The following is a 15,936-nucleotide window of genomic DNA, read 5'->3' as shown; positions in this document are numbered from 1 at the left end:
GTCGTGTTGAGCTACGCTTGCCACCGCCCCGCTTTCATTGCCTCTTCGAGCATCCCGAGCGTGAGCGATCTACCGCCGAGGGTTTCACGCGCACTGGCGCTGAACGGCAACTTGGCCACGGTGGCGAAGAAAGGGCCAATGTTCAGCTTCGCAGCCGGGTAATGGTAGTGCAGATCGAAACCGCCCACATCCACGCCGAAGCGTGCGGCCCATCTCTTCATCAATTCCGCGATACGCGCTGGATCCATATCCAGATCGTGATACAGGTCCGTGCCCCTCGCCAGTTGGAGCCGACCGACAATCGGTTTTCCGGCATCTTCCGCAACAAACGCTTTCAGACTGCTCCAAGTCTCTGTCTTCACAGGTGAACCTCTGCTTTTACAGGGCCGTTGTATCCAATGGCCGATCGATAAATGATTGTGCACGCACGAAAGCTTCGGATGAACTAACCGCGACCAACGAGCGCGCAATAAAAAGGGCGGTCTGCAATAGACCGCCCTTTTCGTTTTATTCACGCCTAAGCATTAATCCGACGCGCCCGCGTCCTCAATCACCGCCGGCTGCTTACCCACAATCAACCGCGCCGCAATAATCCCCGCTTCGTACAGCACGATCAGCGGGATCGCCAGAATCAGTTGCGAGAACACGTCCGGCGGCGTGACCACGGCCGAAATCACGAACGCGCCGACGATCACATACGGACGGATCTCCTTGAGCTTCTTGAGCGTGACCACGTTCATGCGAACCAGCAGTACCACGACAATCGGCACTTCGAACGTCACGCCGAACGCGATGAACATGGTCAGCACGAAACTCAGGTAATTGTCGATGTCCGTGGTCATCTCCGCGCCGAGCGGCGCGTTGTAGTGCGCCATGACGCGGAAAATGGTCGGAAACACCACGAAATACGCGAACGCCATGCCGCACAGGAATAGCGTGTAGCTGCTGCCGACCAGCGGCCCGACCAGTTTCTTCTCATGCTGATAAAGACCCGGCGCGACGAACGCCCAGATCTGGTACAGCACGATCGGCAGCGCGATCACGAAGGCCACCAGCATGGTCACCTTCATCGGCACGAAGAACGAGCCGGTTACGTCGGTGACGATCATCTTGCCGTCCTTCGGCAAGTTCTGCATCAGAGGCCGCGCCAGCAACCGGAAAATATCCGGCGCCCAATACACGAGTCCCACGAACACCACGATGACGGCAAGGCCGGCGCGAATGATACGGTCGCGCAATTCTACGAGGTGGGAAATGAAGGTCTCTTCAGTGCCTTCGTCCTGGGTTTGCTGGGGGTCGCTCACACCGGCCCTCGGTTAGAGATTGTCGTTCTGATCATCAGAAGAAGCGCGTCGGACGACGCATGGTGGCCGGCGTATGCCGCGCCACGCGCGCCGCACCCGACTGCACGCGCGTGCGGCGCGTGGTCGCGCGCTTGTACCAGGTGGGCATGGCCGTCTGCTTGACGCGCCAGTTCTTGCGTTTGGGCGCCGCAGCCGGCGTGCTGCTCGGCCACGACGTATTGCCTGCGTTGCCAACGTCTTCGAGCGCGCCGCCCGCAATGCTCGGCGACACCGACGTGCCGCTGTTCCACGCGTCGTTCAGCTCGCCCTCATGCTTGCGCAGATTGTCCTGAACAGAGGTTTCGACGTTGGTCGCGGCGGCCTCGAACTCGCTTTTCATACGACGCAGTTCGTCGAGTTCGATTTCGCGCGTGACTTCGGCCTTCACGTCGTTGATATACCGCTGCGCGCGGCCGAACAACGCGCCGGCCGTACGGGCGACGCGTGGCAGGCGCTCAGGCCCGAGTACGACCAGCGCGACGACGCCGATCAGCGCCATCTTGGTTAGACCGAGGTCCAGCATGAAGTGGAATGTCCGTCAGTAACGCGGTTAAGCCGCGGCTTAGCGGTAATCGCCGGAACGCGGCGCCTTTTCCTTCGCATCCACATCCACGGCGCCGTTACGCGGCAGTTCGCGCTGTTGCGCTTCGCCTGCCGGCGTTTCGGCTTCCTTCATGCCTTCCTTGAAGCCCTTCACCGCGCCACCCAGATCGGTGCCGATATTGCGCAGCTTCTTCGTGCCGAAGACGAGCGCCACGATCAACAACACGATCAGCCAATGCCAAATGCTCAACGAACCCATGACTACTCTCCTTAACCCCGAACCCGCACCATGATGCGGTGAAACTCGTGCGCCTTGCGGCGTGAATCGAAGCGCGTGCGCTTCATCTATACGTTACCGCGAGTTCTTCCGAATCAACCCGCGACACGGAATGTCATTGTGGCCAGACGATCGCGTCGGCGTCGTTACAATGCGGCAAAAACAACGCTCGCGCTATTGTCCACGAACAAAACTCGCCGCGCCGCCGCGTTGCCTGTCAGCGTTGCCCTTGTCAGCCCATGCGCTGCCAAGGGCGAGGTCCCGCGAGAATATGTGCGTGAATGTGATACACCTCTTGCCCGCCGCCAGGACCGGTATTGATTACCGTGCGAAAGCCCGTTTCGCCACCGGTGTACGCCACGCCCAACTGATCAGCCAGACGCGCGGTCAAGACAAGCATTCTACCAAGCAGCGGTGCATCGCTTTCGGTGCAATTCGACAGCGTGGCGATGTGCTTGCGCGGGATCACCAGCACATGCGTTTCGGCGGCCGGACGAATGTCGCGAAAGGCGACGAACTCTTCGTCTTCGTGGACTTTGGTCGACGGGATCTCGCCGGCGGCGATCTTGCAGAAAAGGCAGTTCGGGTCGTGGCTCATCGTATTCCTGACGCAGTATGGCTGGAGCGCGAAGCGTGCGCGGCGCAGTTCATGTCCGGCCCGGCAACAGTCGGACGAAACTCAGAACCAGCCACGCGGATTCGCGAGCGGCTTGTTATCGTACAGATACAGCCAGCCTTTGATAATACGGTACAACATCCAGATGCTCACGGCCCACAGTACCGGAATGCCGATCACGACGAACAGCAGCACGCCGCCAATCGCATAACCCAGCAGCGCCATCCAGAAAGAGCGGATCTGCCATTCGAAATGGGCTTCGTAGGGCGTGCCCACCACGTCGGGCCGTTTCACGTAGTTGATGATGATCGCGATCAGGATCGTCAGGCCGCCTGTCAGCCAGTGGACCGCGTACAGCGCATACAGCACGTGGGTGAGCGTGCGCAGGCTGCGCTCGCGTTCCGGTTCGAGGGCATTGCGGTAAGCCGGCGGCGGATAGCTTTCGTGCGACTGTTCCATGCTTGCGTCCTCCCGAGGATGCGCGTCAGATGTGTTCAGTGCAATATGGGCGCCGATGCTCGCCACTTCAAGACGGCCGCGGCTCAGCCGTCGCTCAGCGCCGCTCAGTCGCCGTTCTGCTCGCGGTCGCGGCTCTTGCGCAGCGCCTTTTCCTCGATGCCCGACATGCCTTCACGGCGCTCGAGTTCGGCGAGCACGTCCGCCGGGCTCAGATCGAAGTGCGACAGCATCACGAGACAGTGAAACCACAGGTCAGCGACTTCGCCCACCAGCGCCTTCGGCGCGCCGCCGTGGCGCGCATCTTTGGCGGCCAGCACGACTTCCGTGGCTTCTTCGCCGATCTTCTTCAGCACCGCGTCGTCGCCCTTGTGGAACAGGCGCGACACGTACGAGACGTCCGGATCGCCGCCTTTGCGGCTGTCGATGATCGCCGCGAGGCGCAGCAGCGTGTCGGTCGTGGAAGCGGGGTTAGCCGACGTGGTTTGCGTGGATTGCGTCATTTGTAGATGTGTTCGGGGTCTTTCAGCACCGGATCGACGGCGACCCAGTCGCCATCTTCCACCGAGCCTTCGAATTTCTGGAAAAAGCACGAGTGGCGGCCGGTGTGGCAGGCAATGCCCGACACCTGCTCCACTTTCAGCAGCACGACGTCTTCGTCGCAATCGAGCCGCAGTTCATGCACATGCTGCACGTGGCCGGACTCTTCGCCCTTGAACCACAGCCGCTGACGCGATCGCGAGAAATACACCGCACGGCCCGTTTCGACGGTTTTCGCCAACGCTTCGCGGTTCATCCACGCGAACATCAGCACGTCGTTTGTCGACGCTTCCTGCGCGATCACGGGCACGAGGCCGTTCGCGTCCCACCTGACCTTGTCGAGCCAATTGATTGCCGAGGGATTCACCACGTCACAACCTCACCGAAATGCCTTGATCGGCCATGAAGCGCTTGGCCTCGCCCACGGTGTGTTCGCCGTAGTGGAAAATGCTCGCGGCGAGTACCGCGTCCGCGTGGCCCTCTTTGATACCGTCGGCCAGATGCTGCAGATTGCCCACGCCGCCCGAGGCGATCACCGGAATCGGCACCGCGTCGGACACCGCGCGCGTGAGCGCGAGGTCGAAGCCGCTCTTGGTGCCGTCGCGATCCATGCTGGTCAGCAGGATTTCGCCGGCGCCGAGCTCGGCCGTCTTGCGCGCCCATTCGACCGCATCCAGACCGGTGGCCTTGCGCCCGCCATGCGTGAAGACTTCCCAGCGCGGCGTTTCGCCTTGCACGGAGACGCGCTTCGCGTCGATCGCCACGACGATGCATTGCGAACCGTATTTGTCCGTTGCGTCTTTCACGAGCTGCGGATTCGCCACCGCCGACGAATTCATGCTGATCTTGTCCGCGCCCGCGTTCAGCAGGCGCCGTACGTCTTCGACGGCGCGCACGCCGCCGCCGACCGTCAGCGGAATGAACACCTGAGAGGCGACCGCTTCGATGATCGGCAGGATCAGATCGCGCTGATCCGAGGTCGCGGTGATGTCGAGGAAGGTGAGTTCGTCGGCGCCCTGATCATCGTAACGGCGGGCGATTTCGACGGGGTCGCCCGCATCGCGCAGTTCGACGAAGTTGACGCCCTTGACCACGCGGCCAGCCGTGACGTCGAGACAGGGGATGATGCGTTTAGCTAGAGCCATGATCTTGCAATTCTGCCAATACCGCTGATGAGGCCGCTCGCCTGGACGAGCGGCACAGTGCCGGCGCGGCGAGCCACGCCGCCGGTGAGTTCCACGCAACCGGCTCGAGACGGTATGCCGGTGTCAGGCCGCGCTGCTCGGACGCCGGTGATTTGCTCACCGCGATGCCGAGCGGACGAACGCACGAGGCGCGAGCGGCGAGCCTGCCGGCCCCGCCTCCCCGCCTTAAGCGTCGTCCGATTCGCGCAGCCGGTCTGCGAGGGTTTGCGCCGCCGCGAAGTCGAGATCGCCCGAGTAGATGGCCCGGCCGCAGATCACGCCTTCGATGCCTTCGTCTTCGACTTCGCACAGCGATTCGATGTCCGCGAGGTTCGACAGACCGCCGCTCGCGATCACCGGAATCTTCACCGCGCGCGCGAGACGCACCGTTGCTTCGATGTTGATGCCCTGCAGCATGCCGTCACGGCCGATGTCGGTGTAGATGATCGACTCGCAGCCGTAGTCCTCGAACTTGCGCGCGAGATCGGCCACTTCGTGACCGGTCAGCTTGCTCCAGCCGTCGGTTGCGACCTTGCCGTCTTTCGCATCCAGCCCGACGATGATATGGCCGCCGAACGCCGTGCAGGCGTCCTGCAGAAAGCCGGGATTCTTCACGGCCGCCGTGCCGATGATCACGTACGACAAACCGTCGTCCAGATAGCGCTCGATCGTATTCAGGTCGCGAATGCCGCCGCCCAGCTGAACGGGAATCTCTCCGCCCACCTCTTCGATGATCGCGCGAATCGCGTCTTCGTTCTTCGGCTTGCCGGCGAACGCGCCATTCAGGTCGACGAGGTGCAGACGCCGGGCACCGCGATCGACCCAATGTCGGGCCATCGCCGCCGGTTCCTCGGAAAATATCGTCGCCTGGTCCATATCGCCCTGTTTGAGGCGTACACACTGACCGTCTTTCAGGTCGATGGCGGGAATCAGCAGCATAGCAATCGGGTGTTGTCTGGGAATGGGTTGAGGGTCGGCGCGAGCGGCTGAAGGTCCAGCCCGCCGGGACGCCGTTTCGCTAGTTTAGTACAACTCTTTCGACGCCCTTGCGTGGCGTCGTGGGCAAGCGAAATCGTGGTGTCGCAATTGTGGCGCGCGGCGCCCGTTCCGCTTGTGGCGGAGCGACGCACGGCAACGGGATGAAGAAAGGCGCTCACGGGTTCCAGTGCACGAAGTTGCGATACACGCGCAGCCCCGCTTCGGCGCTCTTTTCCGGATGGAATTGGGTCGCGAAGATGTTATCCCGCGCCACCGCCGAGGTAAAGGGCACGCCGTAGACCGTTTCGCCCGCGGTATGGGCGGCATTGTCCGGCACCACGTAGTAGCTGTGCACGAAGTAGAAAAACGCGTTGTCGGCGACACCGTCCCACAGCGGATGCGGCTGCGTCTGACGCACGCGGTTCCAGCCCATTTGCGGGACCTTGAAGCGCGAGCCGTCGTCCTGCAGTTGGCCTTCCAGGTCGAAGCGCAGCACCTTGCCGGGCAGCAGGCCGAGGCCGGGCGTGTCGCCCTCCGCGCTCCAGTCAAACAGCATCTGCTCGCCGATGCACACGCCCATTAGCGGCTTGCTGCGCGACGCTTCGATCACCGCGTCCTGCAGGCCGGAGTCGCCGAGACTGCGCATGCAGTCGGGCATCGCCCCCTGGCCTGGCAGCACCACGCGGTCGGCGGCACGAATCGCTTCCGGCCGGTCGACAATCGCCACATCCGCTTCCGGCGCGGCTTTGCGCAGCGCCTGGGCAACCGAACGCAGGTTGCCCATTCCGTAATCCACAATCGCTATCGAAGTTTTCATTTCAAGTTAGGCAGCAATGCCTTCAATCCATCGACGATGAATTCCACCGCCAGCGCCGATAACATCAAACCCATGAGCCGCGTACCGATGTTGATACCCGTGCGACCGACCCAGCGGGCAATCGGTTCGGCGAGGCGCAGCGAAAAAAAACAGATCGCCGCCAACACCGCGCCGATCGCGACGAGGCTGATCCGGTCGTACCAGTGCGCCGAACCGGCCGCATAAATGATCGTGGTGCTGATCGCGCCCGGACCGGTCAACAGCGGAATCGCCAGCGGCACGACCGCGATGTTGTCCTTCTGCTCAGCTTCGTGGCGCTCTTCCGGCGTGGAACGGCTGTTGCCGATCTGCGCGTTCAGCATGTTGATCGCCATCAGCAGCATGATGATCCCGCCGCCCACTTCGAGCGAGCCGACCGAAATGCCGAAGAAGCTGATGATCTGCTGCCCGAGCAGCGTGGTCACCGCAATCACGCAGAACACCGAAATCGCCGCGATCCGGATGGTCCTGCGCCGCTCGGAGTCGCTCTGATGCGCCGTGAGGCTCATGAAAAACGGAATGGCGCCGACCGGGTTGATCAGCGCCAGCAGCGAAATAAACGACTTCAGAATGTCCATCGCACACCGGGCGCGAGCGCAATCGGCGCCGCTCCCGGTCCAGGTAAATGAGCCAGCTAATGAGCGCTTAAAGGCTGCCCTTGGTCGACGGAATCTGCCCCGCCGCGCGTTCGTCCAGTTCGGTAGCCATGCGCAACGCACGCCCGAACGCCTTGAACACCGTTTCCATCTGGTGATGAGCGTTCAGGCCGCGCAGGTTGTCGATATGCAGCGTCACGCCGGCGTGATTCACGAAGCCGCGGAAAAATTCGATGGATAGATCGACGTCGAACGTTCCGATACGCGCGCGCGTGAACGGCACATGGAATTCGAGCCCCGGACGGCCGGAAAAGTCGATCACGACACGCGACAGCGCTTCGTCGAGCGGCACGTAAGAATGGCCGTAACGGCGGATGCCCTTCTTGTCGCCGATCGCTTTCGCAACGGCCTGGCCGAGCGTGATGCCGGTGTCTTCGACCGTGTGATGGTCGTCGATATGCAAATCGCCATGCGCTTCGATCTCGAGGTCGAACAATCCATGCCGCGCGATCTGGTCGAGCATGTGGTCCAGAAACGGCACACCGGTGGCCAGCTTCTGCTGACCGGTGCCGTCCAGATTGATCTTCACACGGATCTGCGTTTCGCTGGTGTTGCGAACGACTTCCGCAAGGCGCATGGTAATTCCTCGAATCTAGCTAGAAAGCGATAGGTAGGTGGGATGGGAAAACGTCGGGCCGCGCGTGCTTTCCGCAGTCGGGACAAGCGTTTGCGCGGCCATTCGGCACGCTTTCAATGCAATACGAGCTTCAGTCCGGCGAGCAACTGCGCGTTTTCTTCCGGCGAACCGACGGTCAAACGCACGCAATTGGCCAGCAATGGATGCATTTTACTCACGTTTTTGATCAAAACCCGCGCCGCCAGTAGCGTTTCGAACAGGACCGATGCATCCGGCACGCGCACCAGCAGGAAGTTGCCGGCGCTTGGGAACACTTCGGCGCCCGGCAACTCGGCCACCGCGTGCGCGAGTTTCGTCCGTTCGTCACGCAATTGCGCGGCTTGGGAATCGAGCACGTCGATGTGATCGAGCAGGAAATCGGCGGCGGCTTGCGTGAGCACGTTGGTGTTGTACGGAGGCCGCACCTTGTCGAATTCGGTCAGCCAGGCCGGCTTGCCGACCAGATACCCGAGACGGATGCCGGCCAGACCGAGCTTGGACACCGTGCGCATGACTACGACATTGTCGAACGCGTCGGCGCGCGGCAGCCAGCTTTGCTGCGCGAACGGCTGGTAGGCCTCGTCGATCACCACGAGGCTCTTATTGGCCGCAGCGATGATCCGCTCCATGTCGGCGTCGTCGAACAACGTGCCGGTCGGGTTGTTCGGATACGCGAGATAGACGATCGCCGGCTGGTGCTCGGCGATCGCGGCCAGCATCGCTTCGGTATCGAGCGTCAAATCCGCCTTCAGCGGCACGCCGACGAACTCGAGATTCGCCAGTTTCGCCGACATCTGATACATCACGAAGCCCGGCACCGGCGCGAGCACCTTGGCGCCCGGCTGCGCGCACGCGACCGACACCATGCTGATGATTTCGTCCGAGCCGTTGCCGAGCAGCACGTCGCAGCCGGCGGGCACTTTCATCACACGCTTGATCTTCTCGATCAGCGCATCCGGACGCGGCGCCGGATAGCGGTTCAGCGCGACCCCGGCCAGATGCTCGCCCAGATGCGCGGCCAGCACCGGCGGCAGCGGGAACGGGTTTTCCATCGCGTCGAGCTTGATATAGCCCGTCGCGTCCGGAACCGGATAGCTCGTCATCGCGAGCACGTCGCGGCGGATGATGTCTTGAGGTGTCGTCATAGGTCGGTGGAGCGGGCCGCGAGGAAACGCCGGCCCGGCGTCGGCGGCATGCTGGCCGCCCCAGGTTGGTCTCTGTTGTCGTTATTGAACGTGGAACCGCGCGCAATCCGTCGCTGGCGTTCGCGGGCATCGGCTCGATGCCCGCGGTTCGAACGCCGGATTCGACGCCCTCAGCCGTTTTGCCGCATCCGGTATTCGGCGCTGCGGGCATGCGCCTGCAGGCCTTCGCCGTAAGCGAGTTCGGCGGCAATCTCGCCGAGCGTCTGCGCGCCTTCCGCGCTGACCTCGATCACGCTCGAACGCTTGAAGAAATCATAGACGCCCAAAGGAGACGAGAACCGTGCGGTACGAGACGTAGGCAAAACGTGATTGGGCCCCGCGCAGTAGTCGCCGAGGCTTTCGCTGGTGTAGCGGCCGAGGAAGATCGCGCCGGCATGGCGGATCAGTTGGCCCCACTGCTGCGGCTCCAGCGCCGAAATTTCGAGGTGTTCCGGGGCGATGTCGTTGGCGATCGCGCAGGCTTGCTCCATGTCGCGCACCTTGATCAGCGCGCCGCGGCCTTCCAGCGATGCCTGGATCACATCGCGGCGCGGCATGGTGGGAAGCAGTTCGTCGATCGCATCTTTCACGCGGCCGATAAACGCGTCGTCCGGGCACAGCAGGATGGACTGCGCGAGTTCGTCGTGCTCGGCCTGCGAGAACAGGTCCATCGCCACCCAGCGCGGGTCGGTGGTGCCGTCGCACAACACGAGGATTTCCGACGGCCCGGCGATCATGTCGATACCGACTGTGCCGAATACCCGGCGCTTGGCCGACGCGACATAAGCGTTGCCGGGACCGCAGATCTTGTCGACCGCGGGCACCGTTTCCGTACCGTACGCGAGCGCGCCGACCGCCTGCGCGCCACCGATCGTGAACACGCGATCCACGCCGCCCAGCAGCGCGGCAGCGAGCACCAGCGGATTCTTCACGCCGTCCGGCGTCGGCACGACCATGACGATTTCGCGCACGCCGGCCACCCGCGCCGGAATCGCGTTCATCAGCACCGACGACGGATACGCCGCCTTGCCGCCCGGCACGTAGATGCCCGCGCGATCGAGCGGCGTGACCTTCTGGCCGAGCACGGTGCCGTCGGCTTCCGTGTATTGCCAGCTATGGCTGCCGCATTCGATCTTCTGCTTCTCGTGATAGCCGCGCACCCGCGCCGCCGCCGCTTCGAGCGCCGCGCGGCGCTTCGGCTCCAGACCTTCCAGCGCCGCTTCCAGCTCCGCCATCGGCAGTTCGAGCGCGCTCACGCTCCTGGCTTCGACACGGTCGAAGCGGCTCGTGTATTCGAGCACCGCGGCGTCGCCGCGCGCCTTCACGTCGTTCAGAATCTGCGCGACCGAGCGCTCGATTGCTTCGTCTTCGCTCGCCTCGAACGCGAGCACCGCGTGCAGCGACTTCTGGAAGTCGGGAGCAGTGGAATCGAGTTTGCGAATCTTGATAGACATACGGGTATCCGTTTCGGTAAGGCGCGCTCTAGAACGTGGTCACACCAGCACGATCAGTATCAGGCCGTCGTCGAGCCGGCTTTCGACGCGCGTTCGAACGCGTCGAGGATCGGCCGCAACGCGGCGCGCTTGAGCTTGAGCGCCGCCTGGTTCACAACGAGGCGCGACGAAATCTGCATGATCTCCTCCACCTCGACAAGATTGTTGGCGCGCAAGGTGTTGCCCGAGCTCACCAGGTCGACGATCGCGTCGGCCAGGCCGACCAGCGGCGCCAGTTCCATCGAGCCATACAGCTTGATCAGATCGACGTGCACGCCCTTGGCGGCGAAATGCTCGCGCGCGGTTTCAACGTACTTGGTCGCCACGCGCAAGCGCGCGCCCTGGCGCACCGCGTTCGCATAATCGAAACCGGCCGCGACCGCGACCGACATGCGGCAGCGCGCAATATCCAGGTCGACCGGCTGATACAGGCCGCTGCCGCCATGTTCGAGCAGCACGTCTTTGCCCGCCACGCCGAAGTCGGCCGCGCCGTATTCGACATAGGTCGGCACGTCGGTGGCGCGCACGATGATCACGCGCACATTGGCGTCCGTGGTCGGCAGGATCAGCTTGCGCGAGGTTTCCGGATCTTCGGCCACTTCGATGCCGGCTGCGGCGAGCAGAGGCAACGTCTCCTCGAAGATACGCCCTTTCGACAACGCCAGCGTGAGCGGCGCGCTCACCGCCGGCGACGACGAAGTTTGCGGCATCGCGCTCATGCCTGGCTCCCCGAGATACGGCGCACCTTCGCGCCGATAGCGGTGAGCTTGGTTTCCATCCGGTCGTAACCGCGGTCGAGGTGATAGATCCGGTCAATCAGCGTTTCACCGTCGGCACGCAAGGCGGCGATCACGAGACTCGCGGACGCGCGCAGATCGGTCGCCATGACCTTCGCGCCGGAGAGCTGCTCGACGCCGCTCACGAGCGCGGTGTTGCCGTCGATCGTGATGTTCGCGCCGAGCCGGTTCAATTCCTGCACGTGCATGAAGCGATTCTCGAAGATCGTCTCGACGACTTGCGAGGTGCCGTTCGCGATCGTATTCAGCGCCATGAACTGCGCCTGCATGTCGGTCGGGAACGCCGGGTATTCGGAGGTGCGGAACGTAACCGCGTTGGGACGCTTGTCCATGCGCACGCGCATCCAGTCGTCGCCTTCTTCGACCGTGACGCCGGCTTCGCGCAGCTTTTCGGTCACCGCTTCGAGAATCAGCGGACGCACTTTACGCAGCGTGACGTCGCCACCGGCTGCCGCCACCGCGCACAGGAACGTACCGGCTTCGATGCGATCGGGAATCACCGTGTGCTTCGCGCCATGCAGCTTGTCGACGCCCTGAATCACGAGGCGATCGGTGCCAATGCCTTCGATCTTTGCGCCCATCGCGACCAGCAGATGCGCGAGATCGCCGACTTCCGGCTCACGCGCCGCGTTCTCGATGACGGTTTCGCCTTCAGCCAGCACGGCTGCCATCAGCAGATTTTCGGTGCCCGTCACGGTAATCATGTCGGTGACGATGCGCGTGCCTTTCAGACGCTTCGCGCGGGCTTCGATAAAGCCGTGCTCGATCGTGATCTCGGCACCCATGGCCTGCAGGCCCTTGATGTGCTGATCCACCGGACGCGCGCCGATCGCGCAGCCACCCGGCAACGAGACACGCGCGTGACCGAAGCGCGCGACCAGCGGGCCGAGCACGAGGATCGACGCACGCATGGTCTTGACCATTTCGTACGGCGCGACGAGGTTATCCACCTTCGACGCGTTCAGCGACACGCGGCCTTCGCCACTCTCGATCTGCACGCCCATCTGGCCGAGCAGCTTGAGCATTGTGCGCACGTCCTGCAAGTCGGGCACGTTGTCCAGATGCACCGGCTCCGCGCTCAGCAGACCCGCGCACAGAATCGGCAACGCCGCATTCTTCGCACCCGAGACGACGACTTCACCCGACAGCGGGTAGCCACCTTCAATGACGAGTTTATCCATGCCTGTCAGTTCCTGATTGACCCGGACTTCGGCCGGGGCTGCTTTGACTGTGTTCGGCGCGCCGCTACCGGCGTCGCGCCCTTCTTGAGTAATTCGCACTAAATTTCCAGATTACGCGTTCTGCCATTCGGCGGGCGTCAGCGTCTTCATGCTGAGCGCGTGGATTTCTTCGCGCATGCGGTCGCCGAGCGCCGCGTACACGAGTTGATGGCGTTGAATCAGACGCTTGCCTTCGAAGCTCGGCGAAACGATGGTCGCAAAGAAATGCTGGCCGTCGCCTTCGACTTCGAGATGCTGGCAGGCGAGCCCAGCCGCGATGTATTGCTTGACCTGTTCGGGAGTCGGCAACATGAGAGAAGCTCCTGATCAGTGGCGCAGTTTGTAGCCGGAAGCGAGCATGCGCATCGCCACCACGGCCAGCACCACAAAGAAACCGGCGACGATCGCGAGGCTCACGAGCGGATTGATATCCGACATCCCGAAGAACCCGTAGCGAAAGCCGTCGATCATGTAGAAAAAGGGATTGAGCCGCGACACTTCACGCCACACCGGTGGCAGCGTGTGAGTGGAGTAGAACACGCCCGAGAGGAACGTGAGCGGCATGATCAGAAAGTTTTGAAACGCGGCGAGCTGGTCGAATTTGTCGGCCCAGATACCCGCGATCAAACCCAGCGTGCCGAGAATCGCCGCGCCGAAAATGGCAAACAGAATGATGAATAGCGGCGCGGTGAAGCTGACGGGCACGAACCAGATCGTCACGATGAACACGCCGAAACCCACGGCGAGACCGCGCACCACGGCCGCGAGCACATAGGCGCCGAACATCTCGTAGTGCGACAGCGGCGGCAGCAACACGAACACCAGGTTGCCCGTGATCTTCGACTGGATCAGCGAGGACGAGCTATTGGCAAATGCATTCTGCAGCACGCTCATCATCACGAGACCCGGAATCAGGAAGCTCGTGTATTCGACGCCCGGATAGACCTGCACGTGACCGCGCAAGGCGTGGCCGAAAATCGTCAGATAGAGCAGCGCGGTAATGACCGGCGCCAGCACCGTCTGGAACGCCACCTTCCAGAACCGCAGGAGCTCTTTGTAAAACAGCGTACGGAAACCGCTCATGCAAGCCCCTCGATCACTTCCGGACCGTTCATTACCTGAACGAACACATCTTCGAGGTCGGCTTTGCGGACCTCGATTTCTTCGAATGTGCAGCCCGCCGTGCGGCACTGCGCGAGAATTTTTTCGACGTCGTCGTAGCTTGCAAGACGCAGCAGATGCTGGCGACCGTTGCCGTTGCCCGTGCCGCTCTCCACTTCGAGCGGACGCAGATCGGCCGGCAATACGCCTTGCGCGAAACGCAGGAACAGTTGCATGCCGGCAAAGCGTTGCAGCAGCGTGCTGGTGCGCTCGAGCGCCACGACCTCGCCGCGCCGCAGCATGGCGATGCGATCGCACAGCGATTCGGCTTCTTCCAGATAGTGCGTGGTCAGCACGATAGTGTGGCCTTCGCGGTTCAGGCGCGAAATGAATTTCCACAGCGTTTGCCGCAATTCGACGTCGACGCCCGCGGTCGGCTCGTCGAGCACGATCACCGGCGGCCGGTGCACGAGCGCCTGCGCGACCAGCACGCGGCGCTTCATACCGCCCGACAGTGCGCGCATATTGGCGTCGGCTTTGTCGGTGAGGTCGAGATTGGCCATGATCTCGTCGATCCACGCGTCGTTGTTGCGCAGACCGTAGTAGCCGGACTGGATGCGCAAGGTTTCGCGCACCGTGAAGAACGGATCGAACACGAGCTCCTGCGGCACCACGCCGAGTGCGCGGCGCGCAGCGCGGAAATCGCTGACCACGTCGTGGCCACGCACGGCGATGCTGCCTTCATCGGCGCGCGCGAGCCCGGCGAGGATGCTGATGAGCGTTGTCTTGCCCGCGCCGTTCGGACCGAGCAGCCCGAAGAACTCGCCTTCTTCAACTGTAAGGCTGACGCCCTTGAGCGCCTGCAAGTCCTTGTAGCGCTTCTTGACGTTACGAATTTCTATGGCTGACATTGACTGTGGGCCGCGTGCGTCGCGGCGCCTAAAGGAGCCCGGAGGGGGCGCACAAATGCTGGAAGAAACGGAATTGGGGCCGGTTATGAGCCCCAAAAAACGTTTGATTATAGGGCAAAAATCGGTGGCCCTATCTCAGGCGGGAGGTTTGGAAGTGACGCGCTCAGAGCGTCAATGTCGCGCCGATAAGAGAGTATCGACGCCGTAGGCTTGCGCGAGGCTGGCGAGACCAGCCGGCAGATTGACGATCTCGAACGCGCCGCCGCGCGCCTGGGCGGCACGCTGCCACGCGAGGAGGACGGCCAGCGCGGACGAATCGAACTGCGCGAGCGGTGCGCAGTCCACGCCGTTCGCGCCCGCCGCGATACGTTGCAAACCCGCCGAGAGCGCGGCGTTCGCGCTCTCGTGGGTCAGCGTCGCGCCGCTCTCGAAGCGGTTGGCGACGGGACTCAGCACTTCGCTCACGACTGCTTGCCCGCGGCGAGTTGCTGGTTACGCTGCGTGAGGAACTGGATCAGCCCGTCCACGCCCTTCTGCTGAATCTGCTCGTTGAACTGCTGCTGATACGCCTGGATCAGCCATGCGCCGAGCACGTTGATGTCATACACGCGCCAGCCTTGTGGCGTCTTGTACAGACGGTAGTCGAGTTCGATCGGCGAGCCGTTGTTCATCACGACCGAGCGCACCACCGTGTCGGTGTCGTCCGGGTTCATGCGGAACGGCTTGTACTGGATCTGCTGATCGCGCACTTGGGCCAGCGCGCCTGAGTACGTACGGATCAGCAGCATCTTGAACTGCTCGACCACTGCGTTTTGCTGCTCCGGCGATGCGGTGCGCCAGTTGCGGCCCATGGCCAGCTGCGTGGTGCGGCGGAAATCCGTGTACGGCAGGATCTTTTCGTTGACCAGCGCGGTGATGTGCGAGATGTCACCTTGCTGGATCGACTTGTCGGCACGCACTGCATCGATCACCTGCTGGGTGACCGTTTTGATCATGCCGTCGGGGGAATTGGAGTCGACGGTTTGTGCCGAGACGCCGGCGGTGGCAAATGAGAACAGCGCGGCAAACAACGGAATCAAGAACAATTTTTTCATATGGAGCCCTGCCTTAAAAATAGTGCAACCGTTTGAGCCGACATTAACACGCGAGTTCAGCCGCAATCCAT

22 protein-coding genes are annotated in these 15,936 nt (G+C 62.6%); all 22 read right to left on the bottom strand.

Translation table 11 applies throughout. The features are described 5' to 3' along the window. Positions 1–11: 11 nt before the first annotated feature. On the bottom strand, positions 12–362 hold the full coding sequence (locus BLW71_RS18060; RefSeq protein ID WP_091798529.1) for a DUF1493 family protein: 351 nt from the start codon (positions 360–362) through the stop codon (positions 12–14). Between the two features lie 162 nt (positions 363–524). Next, the gene (gene tatC, locus BLW71_RS18055; protein WP_091798526.1) at positions 525–1,304 is read right to left on the bottom strand and encodes a twin-arginine translocase subunit TatC; all 780 of its coding nucleotides are present in this window, start codon (positions 1,302–1,304) and stop codon (positions 525–527) included. A 34-nt stretch (positions 1,305–1,338) separates the two neighbouring features. Further along, positions 1,339–1,866 carry a Sec-independent protein translocase protein TatB gene (gene tatB / locus BLW71_RS18050; protein ID WP_091798523.1) on the bottom strand — a complete coding sequence of 176 codons (528 nt, stop codon included), beginning with the start codon at positions 1,864–1,866 and terminating at the stop codon, positions 1,339–1,341. A gap of 39 nt (positions 1,867–1,905) precedes the next feature. After that, a complete protein-coding gene (gene tatA / locus BLW71_RS18045) occupies positions 1,906–2,145 on the bottom strand; it encodes a Sec-independent protein translocase subunit TatA (protein WP_007180217.1) in 240 nt (79 codons plus the stop codon). A gap of 250 nt (positions 2,146–2,395) precedes the next feature. Continuing rightward, positions 2,396–2,761 carry a histidine triad nucleotide-binding protein gene (locus BLW71_RS18040; RefSeq protein ID WP_091798519.1) on the bottom strand — a complete coding sequence of 122 codons (366 nt, stop codon included), beginning with the start codon at positions 2,759–2,761 and terminating at the stop codon, positions 2,396–2,398. Positions 2,762–2,842: 81 nt separating this feature from the next. Further along, entirely contained in the window at positions 2,843–3,238 is a 396-nt protein-coding gene (locus tag BLW71_RS18035) for a DUF4870 family protein (RefSeq protein WP_091798516.1), read from the bottom strand. Between the two features lie 104 nt (positions 3,239–3,342). Beyond that, on the bottom strand, positions 3,343–3,738 hold the full coding sequence (locus tag BLW71_RS18030; protein WP_091798513.1) for a phosphoribosyl-ATP diphosphatase: 396 nt from the start codon (positions 3,736–3,738) through the stop codon (positions 3,343–3,345). Next, positions 3,735–4,145 carry a phosphoribosyl-AMP cyclohydrolase gene (gene hisI, locus BLW71_RS18025; protein ID WP_177205060.1) on the bottom strand — a complete coding sequence of 137 codons (411 nt, stop codon included), beginning with the start codon at positions 4,143–4,145 and terminating at the stop codon, positions 3,735–3,737. The genes BLW71_RS18030 and hisI overlap by 4 nt, the downstream gene beginning before the upstream one ends. Before the next feature lies 1 nt (position 4,146). Next, entirely contained in the window at positions 4,147–4,920 is a 774-nt protein-coding gene (hisF, locus tag BLW71_RS18020) for an imidazole glycerol phosphate synthase subunit HisF (RefSeq protein WP_091798510.1), read from the bottom strand. Between the two features lie 225 nt (positions 4,921–5,145). After that, positions 5,146–5,898 carry a 1-(5-phosphoribosyl)-5-[(5-phosphoribosylamino)methylideneamino]imidazole-4-carboxamide isomerase gene (gene hisA, locus BLW71_RS18015; protein ID WP_042329166.1) on the bottom strand — a complete coding sequence of 251 codons (753 nt, stop codon included), beginning with the start codon at positions 5,896–5,898 and terminating at the stop codon, positions 5,146–5,148. A gap of 214 nt (positions 5,899–6,112) precedes the next feature. Further along, positions 6,113–6,754 (bottom strand): imidazole glycerol phosphate synthase subunit HisH, encoded by a 642-nt coding sequence (gene hisH / locus BLW71_RS18010; RefSeq protein ID WP_091798507.1) that lies wholly within the window; start codon positions 6,752–6,754, stop codon positions 6,113–6,115. Further along, positions 6,751–7,371: a YchE family NAAT transporter gene (locus BLW71_RS18005; protein WP_091798504.1), complete on the bottom strand. Its 621-nt coding sequence runs from the start codon at positions 7,369–7,371 to the stop codon at positions 6,751–6,753. Before BLW71_RS18005 ends, hisH begins: the two co-directional genes overlap by 4 nt. Positions 7,372–7,438: 67 nt before the next feature. Beyond that, a complete protein-coding gene (hisB, locus tag BLW71_RS18000) occupies positions 7,439–8,026 on the bottom strand; it encodes an imidazoleglycerol-phosphate dehydratase HisB (protein WP_007180208.1) in 588 nt (195 codons plus the stop codon). Between the two features lie 113 nt (positions 8,027–8,139). Next, positions 8,140–9,210, bottom strand: a complete 1,071-nt coding sequence (gene hisC / locus BLW71_RS17995; protein ID WP_091798501.1) for a histidinol-phosphate transaminase — start codon at positions 9,208–9,210, stop codon at positions 8,140–8,142. 170 nt (positions 9,211–9,380) lie between these two features. Further along, entirely contained in the window at positions 9,381–10,703 is a 1,323-nt protein-coding gene (hisD, locus tag BLW71_RS17990) for a histidinol dehydrogenase (RefSeq protein ID WP_091798498.1), read from the bottom strand. 59 nt (positions 10,704–10,762) lie between these two features. Further along, positions 10,763–11,461, bottom strand: coding sequence for an ATP phosphoribosyltransferase (hisG, locus tag BLW71_RS17985; RefSeq protein WP_091798495.1), 699 nt, complete (start codon positions 11,459–11,461; stop codon positions 10,763–10,765). Beyond that, positions 11,458–12,720 (bottom strand): UDP-N-acetylglucosamine 1-carboxyvinyltransferase, encoded by a 1,263-nt coding sequence (murA, locus tag BLW71_RS17980; RefSeq protein ID WP_091798492.1) that lies wholly within the window; start codon positions 12,718–12,720, stop codon positions 11,458–11,460. The genes hisG and murA overlap by 4 nt, the downstream gene beginning before the upstream one ends. Positions 12,721–12,831: 111 nt before the next feature. Continuing rightward, entirely contained in the window at positions 12,832–13,071 is a 240-nt protein-coding gene (locus BLW71_RS17975) for a BolA family protein (protein WP_006052280.1), read from the bottom strand. A 15-nt stretch (positions 13,072–13,086) separates the two neighbouring features. Then, positions 13,087–13,842, bottom strand: a complete 756-nt coding sequence (locus BLW71_RS17970) for an ABC transporter permease (RefSeq protein ID WP_091798489.1) — start codon at positions 13,840–13,842, stop codon at positions 13,087–13,089. Further along, complete coding sequence (locus tag BLW71_RS17965; RefSeq protein ID WP_091798486.1) at positions 13,839–14,771, bottom strand: ABC transporter ATP-binding protein; 933 nt, start codon at positions 14,769–14,771, stop codon at positions 13,839–13,841. The genes BLW71_RS17970 and BLW71_RS17965 overlap by 4 nt, the downstream gene beginning before the upstream one ends. 171 nt (positions 14,772–14,942) lie before the next feature. After that, positions 14,943–15,236 carry an STAS domain-containing protein gene (locus BLW71_RS17960; protein WP_091798483.1) on the bottom strand — a complete coding sequence of 98 codons (294 nt, stop codon included), beginning with the start codon at positions 15,234–15,236 and terminating at the stop codon, positions 14,943–14,945. After that, positions 15,233–15,865: an MlaC/ttg2D family ABC transporter substrate-binding protein gene (locus BLW71_RS17955; protein ID WP_091798480.1), complete on the bottom strand. Its 633-nt coding sequence runs from the start codon at positions 15,863–15,865 to the stop codon at positions 15,233–15,235. The genes BLW71_RS17960 and BLW71_RS17955 overlap by 4 nt, the downstream gene beginning before the upstream one ends. Between the last annotated feature and the right edge of the window lie 71 nt (positions 15,866–15,936).

Source organism: Burkholderia sp. WP9 (genome assembly GCF_900104795.1).
In the GTDB taxonomy this organism is placed as follows: Bacteria; Pseudomonadota; Gammaproteobacteria; order Burkholderiales; family Burkholderiaceae; genus Paraburkholderia.
This window is presented reverse-complemented; position numbering and strand designations above follow the sequence as displayed.

What these genes read in the sequence shown, in the direction of transcription:
- tatB (WP_091798523.1), bottom strand. Translation starts at nt 1,866, where the DNA reads ATGCTGGACCTCGGTCTAACCAAGATGGCGCTGATCGGCGTCGTCGCG.
- tatA (WP_007180217.1), bottom strand. Translation starts at nt 2,145, where the DNA reads ATGGGTTCGTTGAGCATTTGGCATTGGCTGATCGTGTTGTTGATCGTG.
- BLW71_RS18040 (WP_091798519.1), bottom strand. Translation starts at nt 2,761, where the DNA reads ATGAGCCACGACCCGAACTGCCTTTTCTGCAAGATCGCCGCCGGCGAG.
- BLW71_RS18035 (WP_091798516.1), bottom strand. Translation starts at nt 3,238, where the DNA reads ATGGAACAGTCGCACGAAAGCTATCCGCCGCCGGCTTACCGCAATGCC.
- BLW71_RS18030 (WP_091798513.1), bottom strand. Translation starts at nt 3,738, where the DNA reads ATGACGCAATCCACGCAAACCACGTCGGCTAACCCCGCTTCCACGACC.
- hisF (WP_091798510.1), bottom strand. Translation starts at nt 4,920, where the DNA reads ATGGCTCTAGCTAAACGCATCATCCCCTGTCTCGACGTCACGGCTGGC.
- hisA (WP_042329166.1), bottom strand. Translation starts at nt 5,898, where the DNA reads ATGCTGCTGATTCCCGCCATCGACCTGAAAGACGGTCAGTGTGTACGC.
- hisH (WP_091798507.1), bottom strand. Translation starts at nt 6,754, where the DNA reads ATGAAAACTTCGATAGCGATTGTGGATTACGGAATGGGCAACCTGCGT.
- BLW71_RS18005 (WP_091798504.1), bottom strand. Translation starts at nt 7,371, where the DNA reads ATGGACATTCTGAAGTCGTTTATTTCGCTGCTGGCGCTGATCAACCCG.
- hisB (WP_007180208.1), bottom strand. Translation starts at nt 8,026, where the DNA reads ATGCGCCTTGCGGAAGTCGTTCGCAACACCAGCGAAACGCAGATCCGT.
- hisC (WP_091798501.1), bottom strand. Translation starts at nt 9,210, where the DNA reads ATGACGACACCTCAAGACATCATCCGCCGCGACGTGCTCGCGATGACG.
- hisD (WP_091798498.1), bottom strand. Translation starts at nt 10,703, where the DNA reads ATGTCTATCAAGATTCGCAAACTCGATTCCACTGCTCCCGACTTCCAG.
- hisG (WP_091798495.1), bottom strand. Translation starts at nt 11,461, where the DNA reads ATGAGCGCGATGCCGCAAACTTCGTCGTCGCCGGCGGTGAGCGCGCCG.
- murA (WP_091798492.1), bottom strand. Translation starts at nt 12,720, where the DNA reads ATGGATAAACTCGTCATTGAAGGTGGCTACCCGCTGTCGGGTGAAGTC.
- BLW71_RS17975 (WP_006052280.1), bottom strand. Translation starts at nt 13,071, where the DNA reads ATGTTGCCGACTCCCGAACAGGTCAAGCAATACATCGCGGCTGGGCTC.
- BLW71_RS17970 (WP_091798489.1), bottom strand. Translation starts at nt 13,842, where the DNA reads ATGAGCGGTTTCCGTACGCTGTTTTACAAAGAGCTCCTGCGGTTCTGG.
- BLW71_RS17965 (WP_091798486.1), bottom strand. Translation starts at nt 14,771, where the DNA reads ATGTCAGCCATAGAAATTCGTAACGTCAAGAAGCGCTACAAGGACTTG.
- BLW71_RS17955 (WP_091798480.1), bottom strand. Translation starts at nt 15,865, where the DNA reads ATGAAAAAATTGTTCTTGATTCCGTTGTTTGCCGCGCTGTTCTCATTT.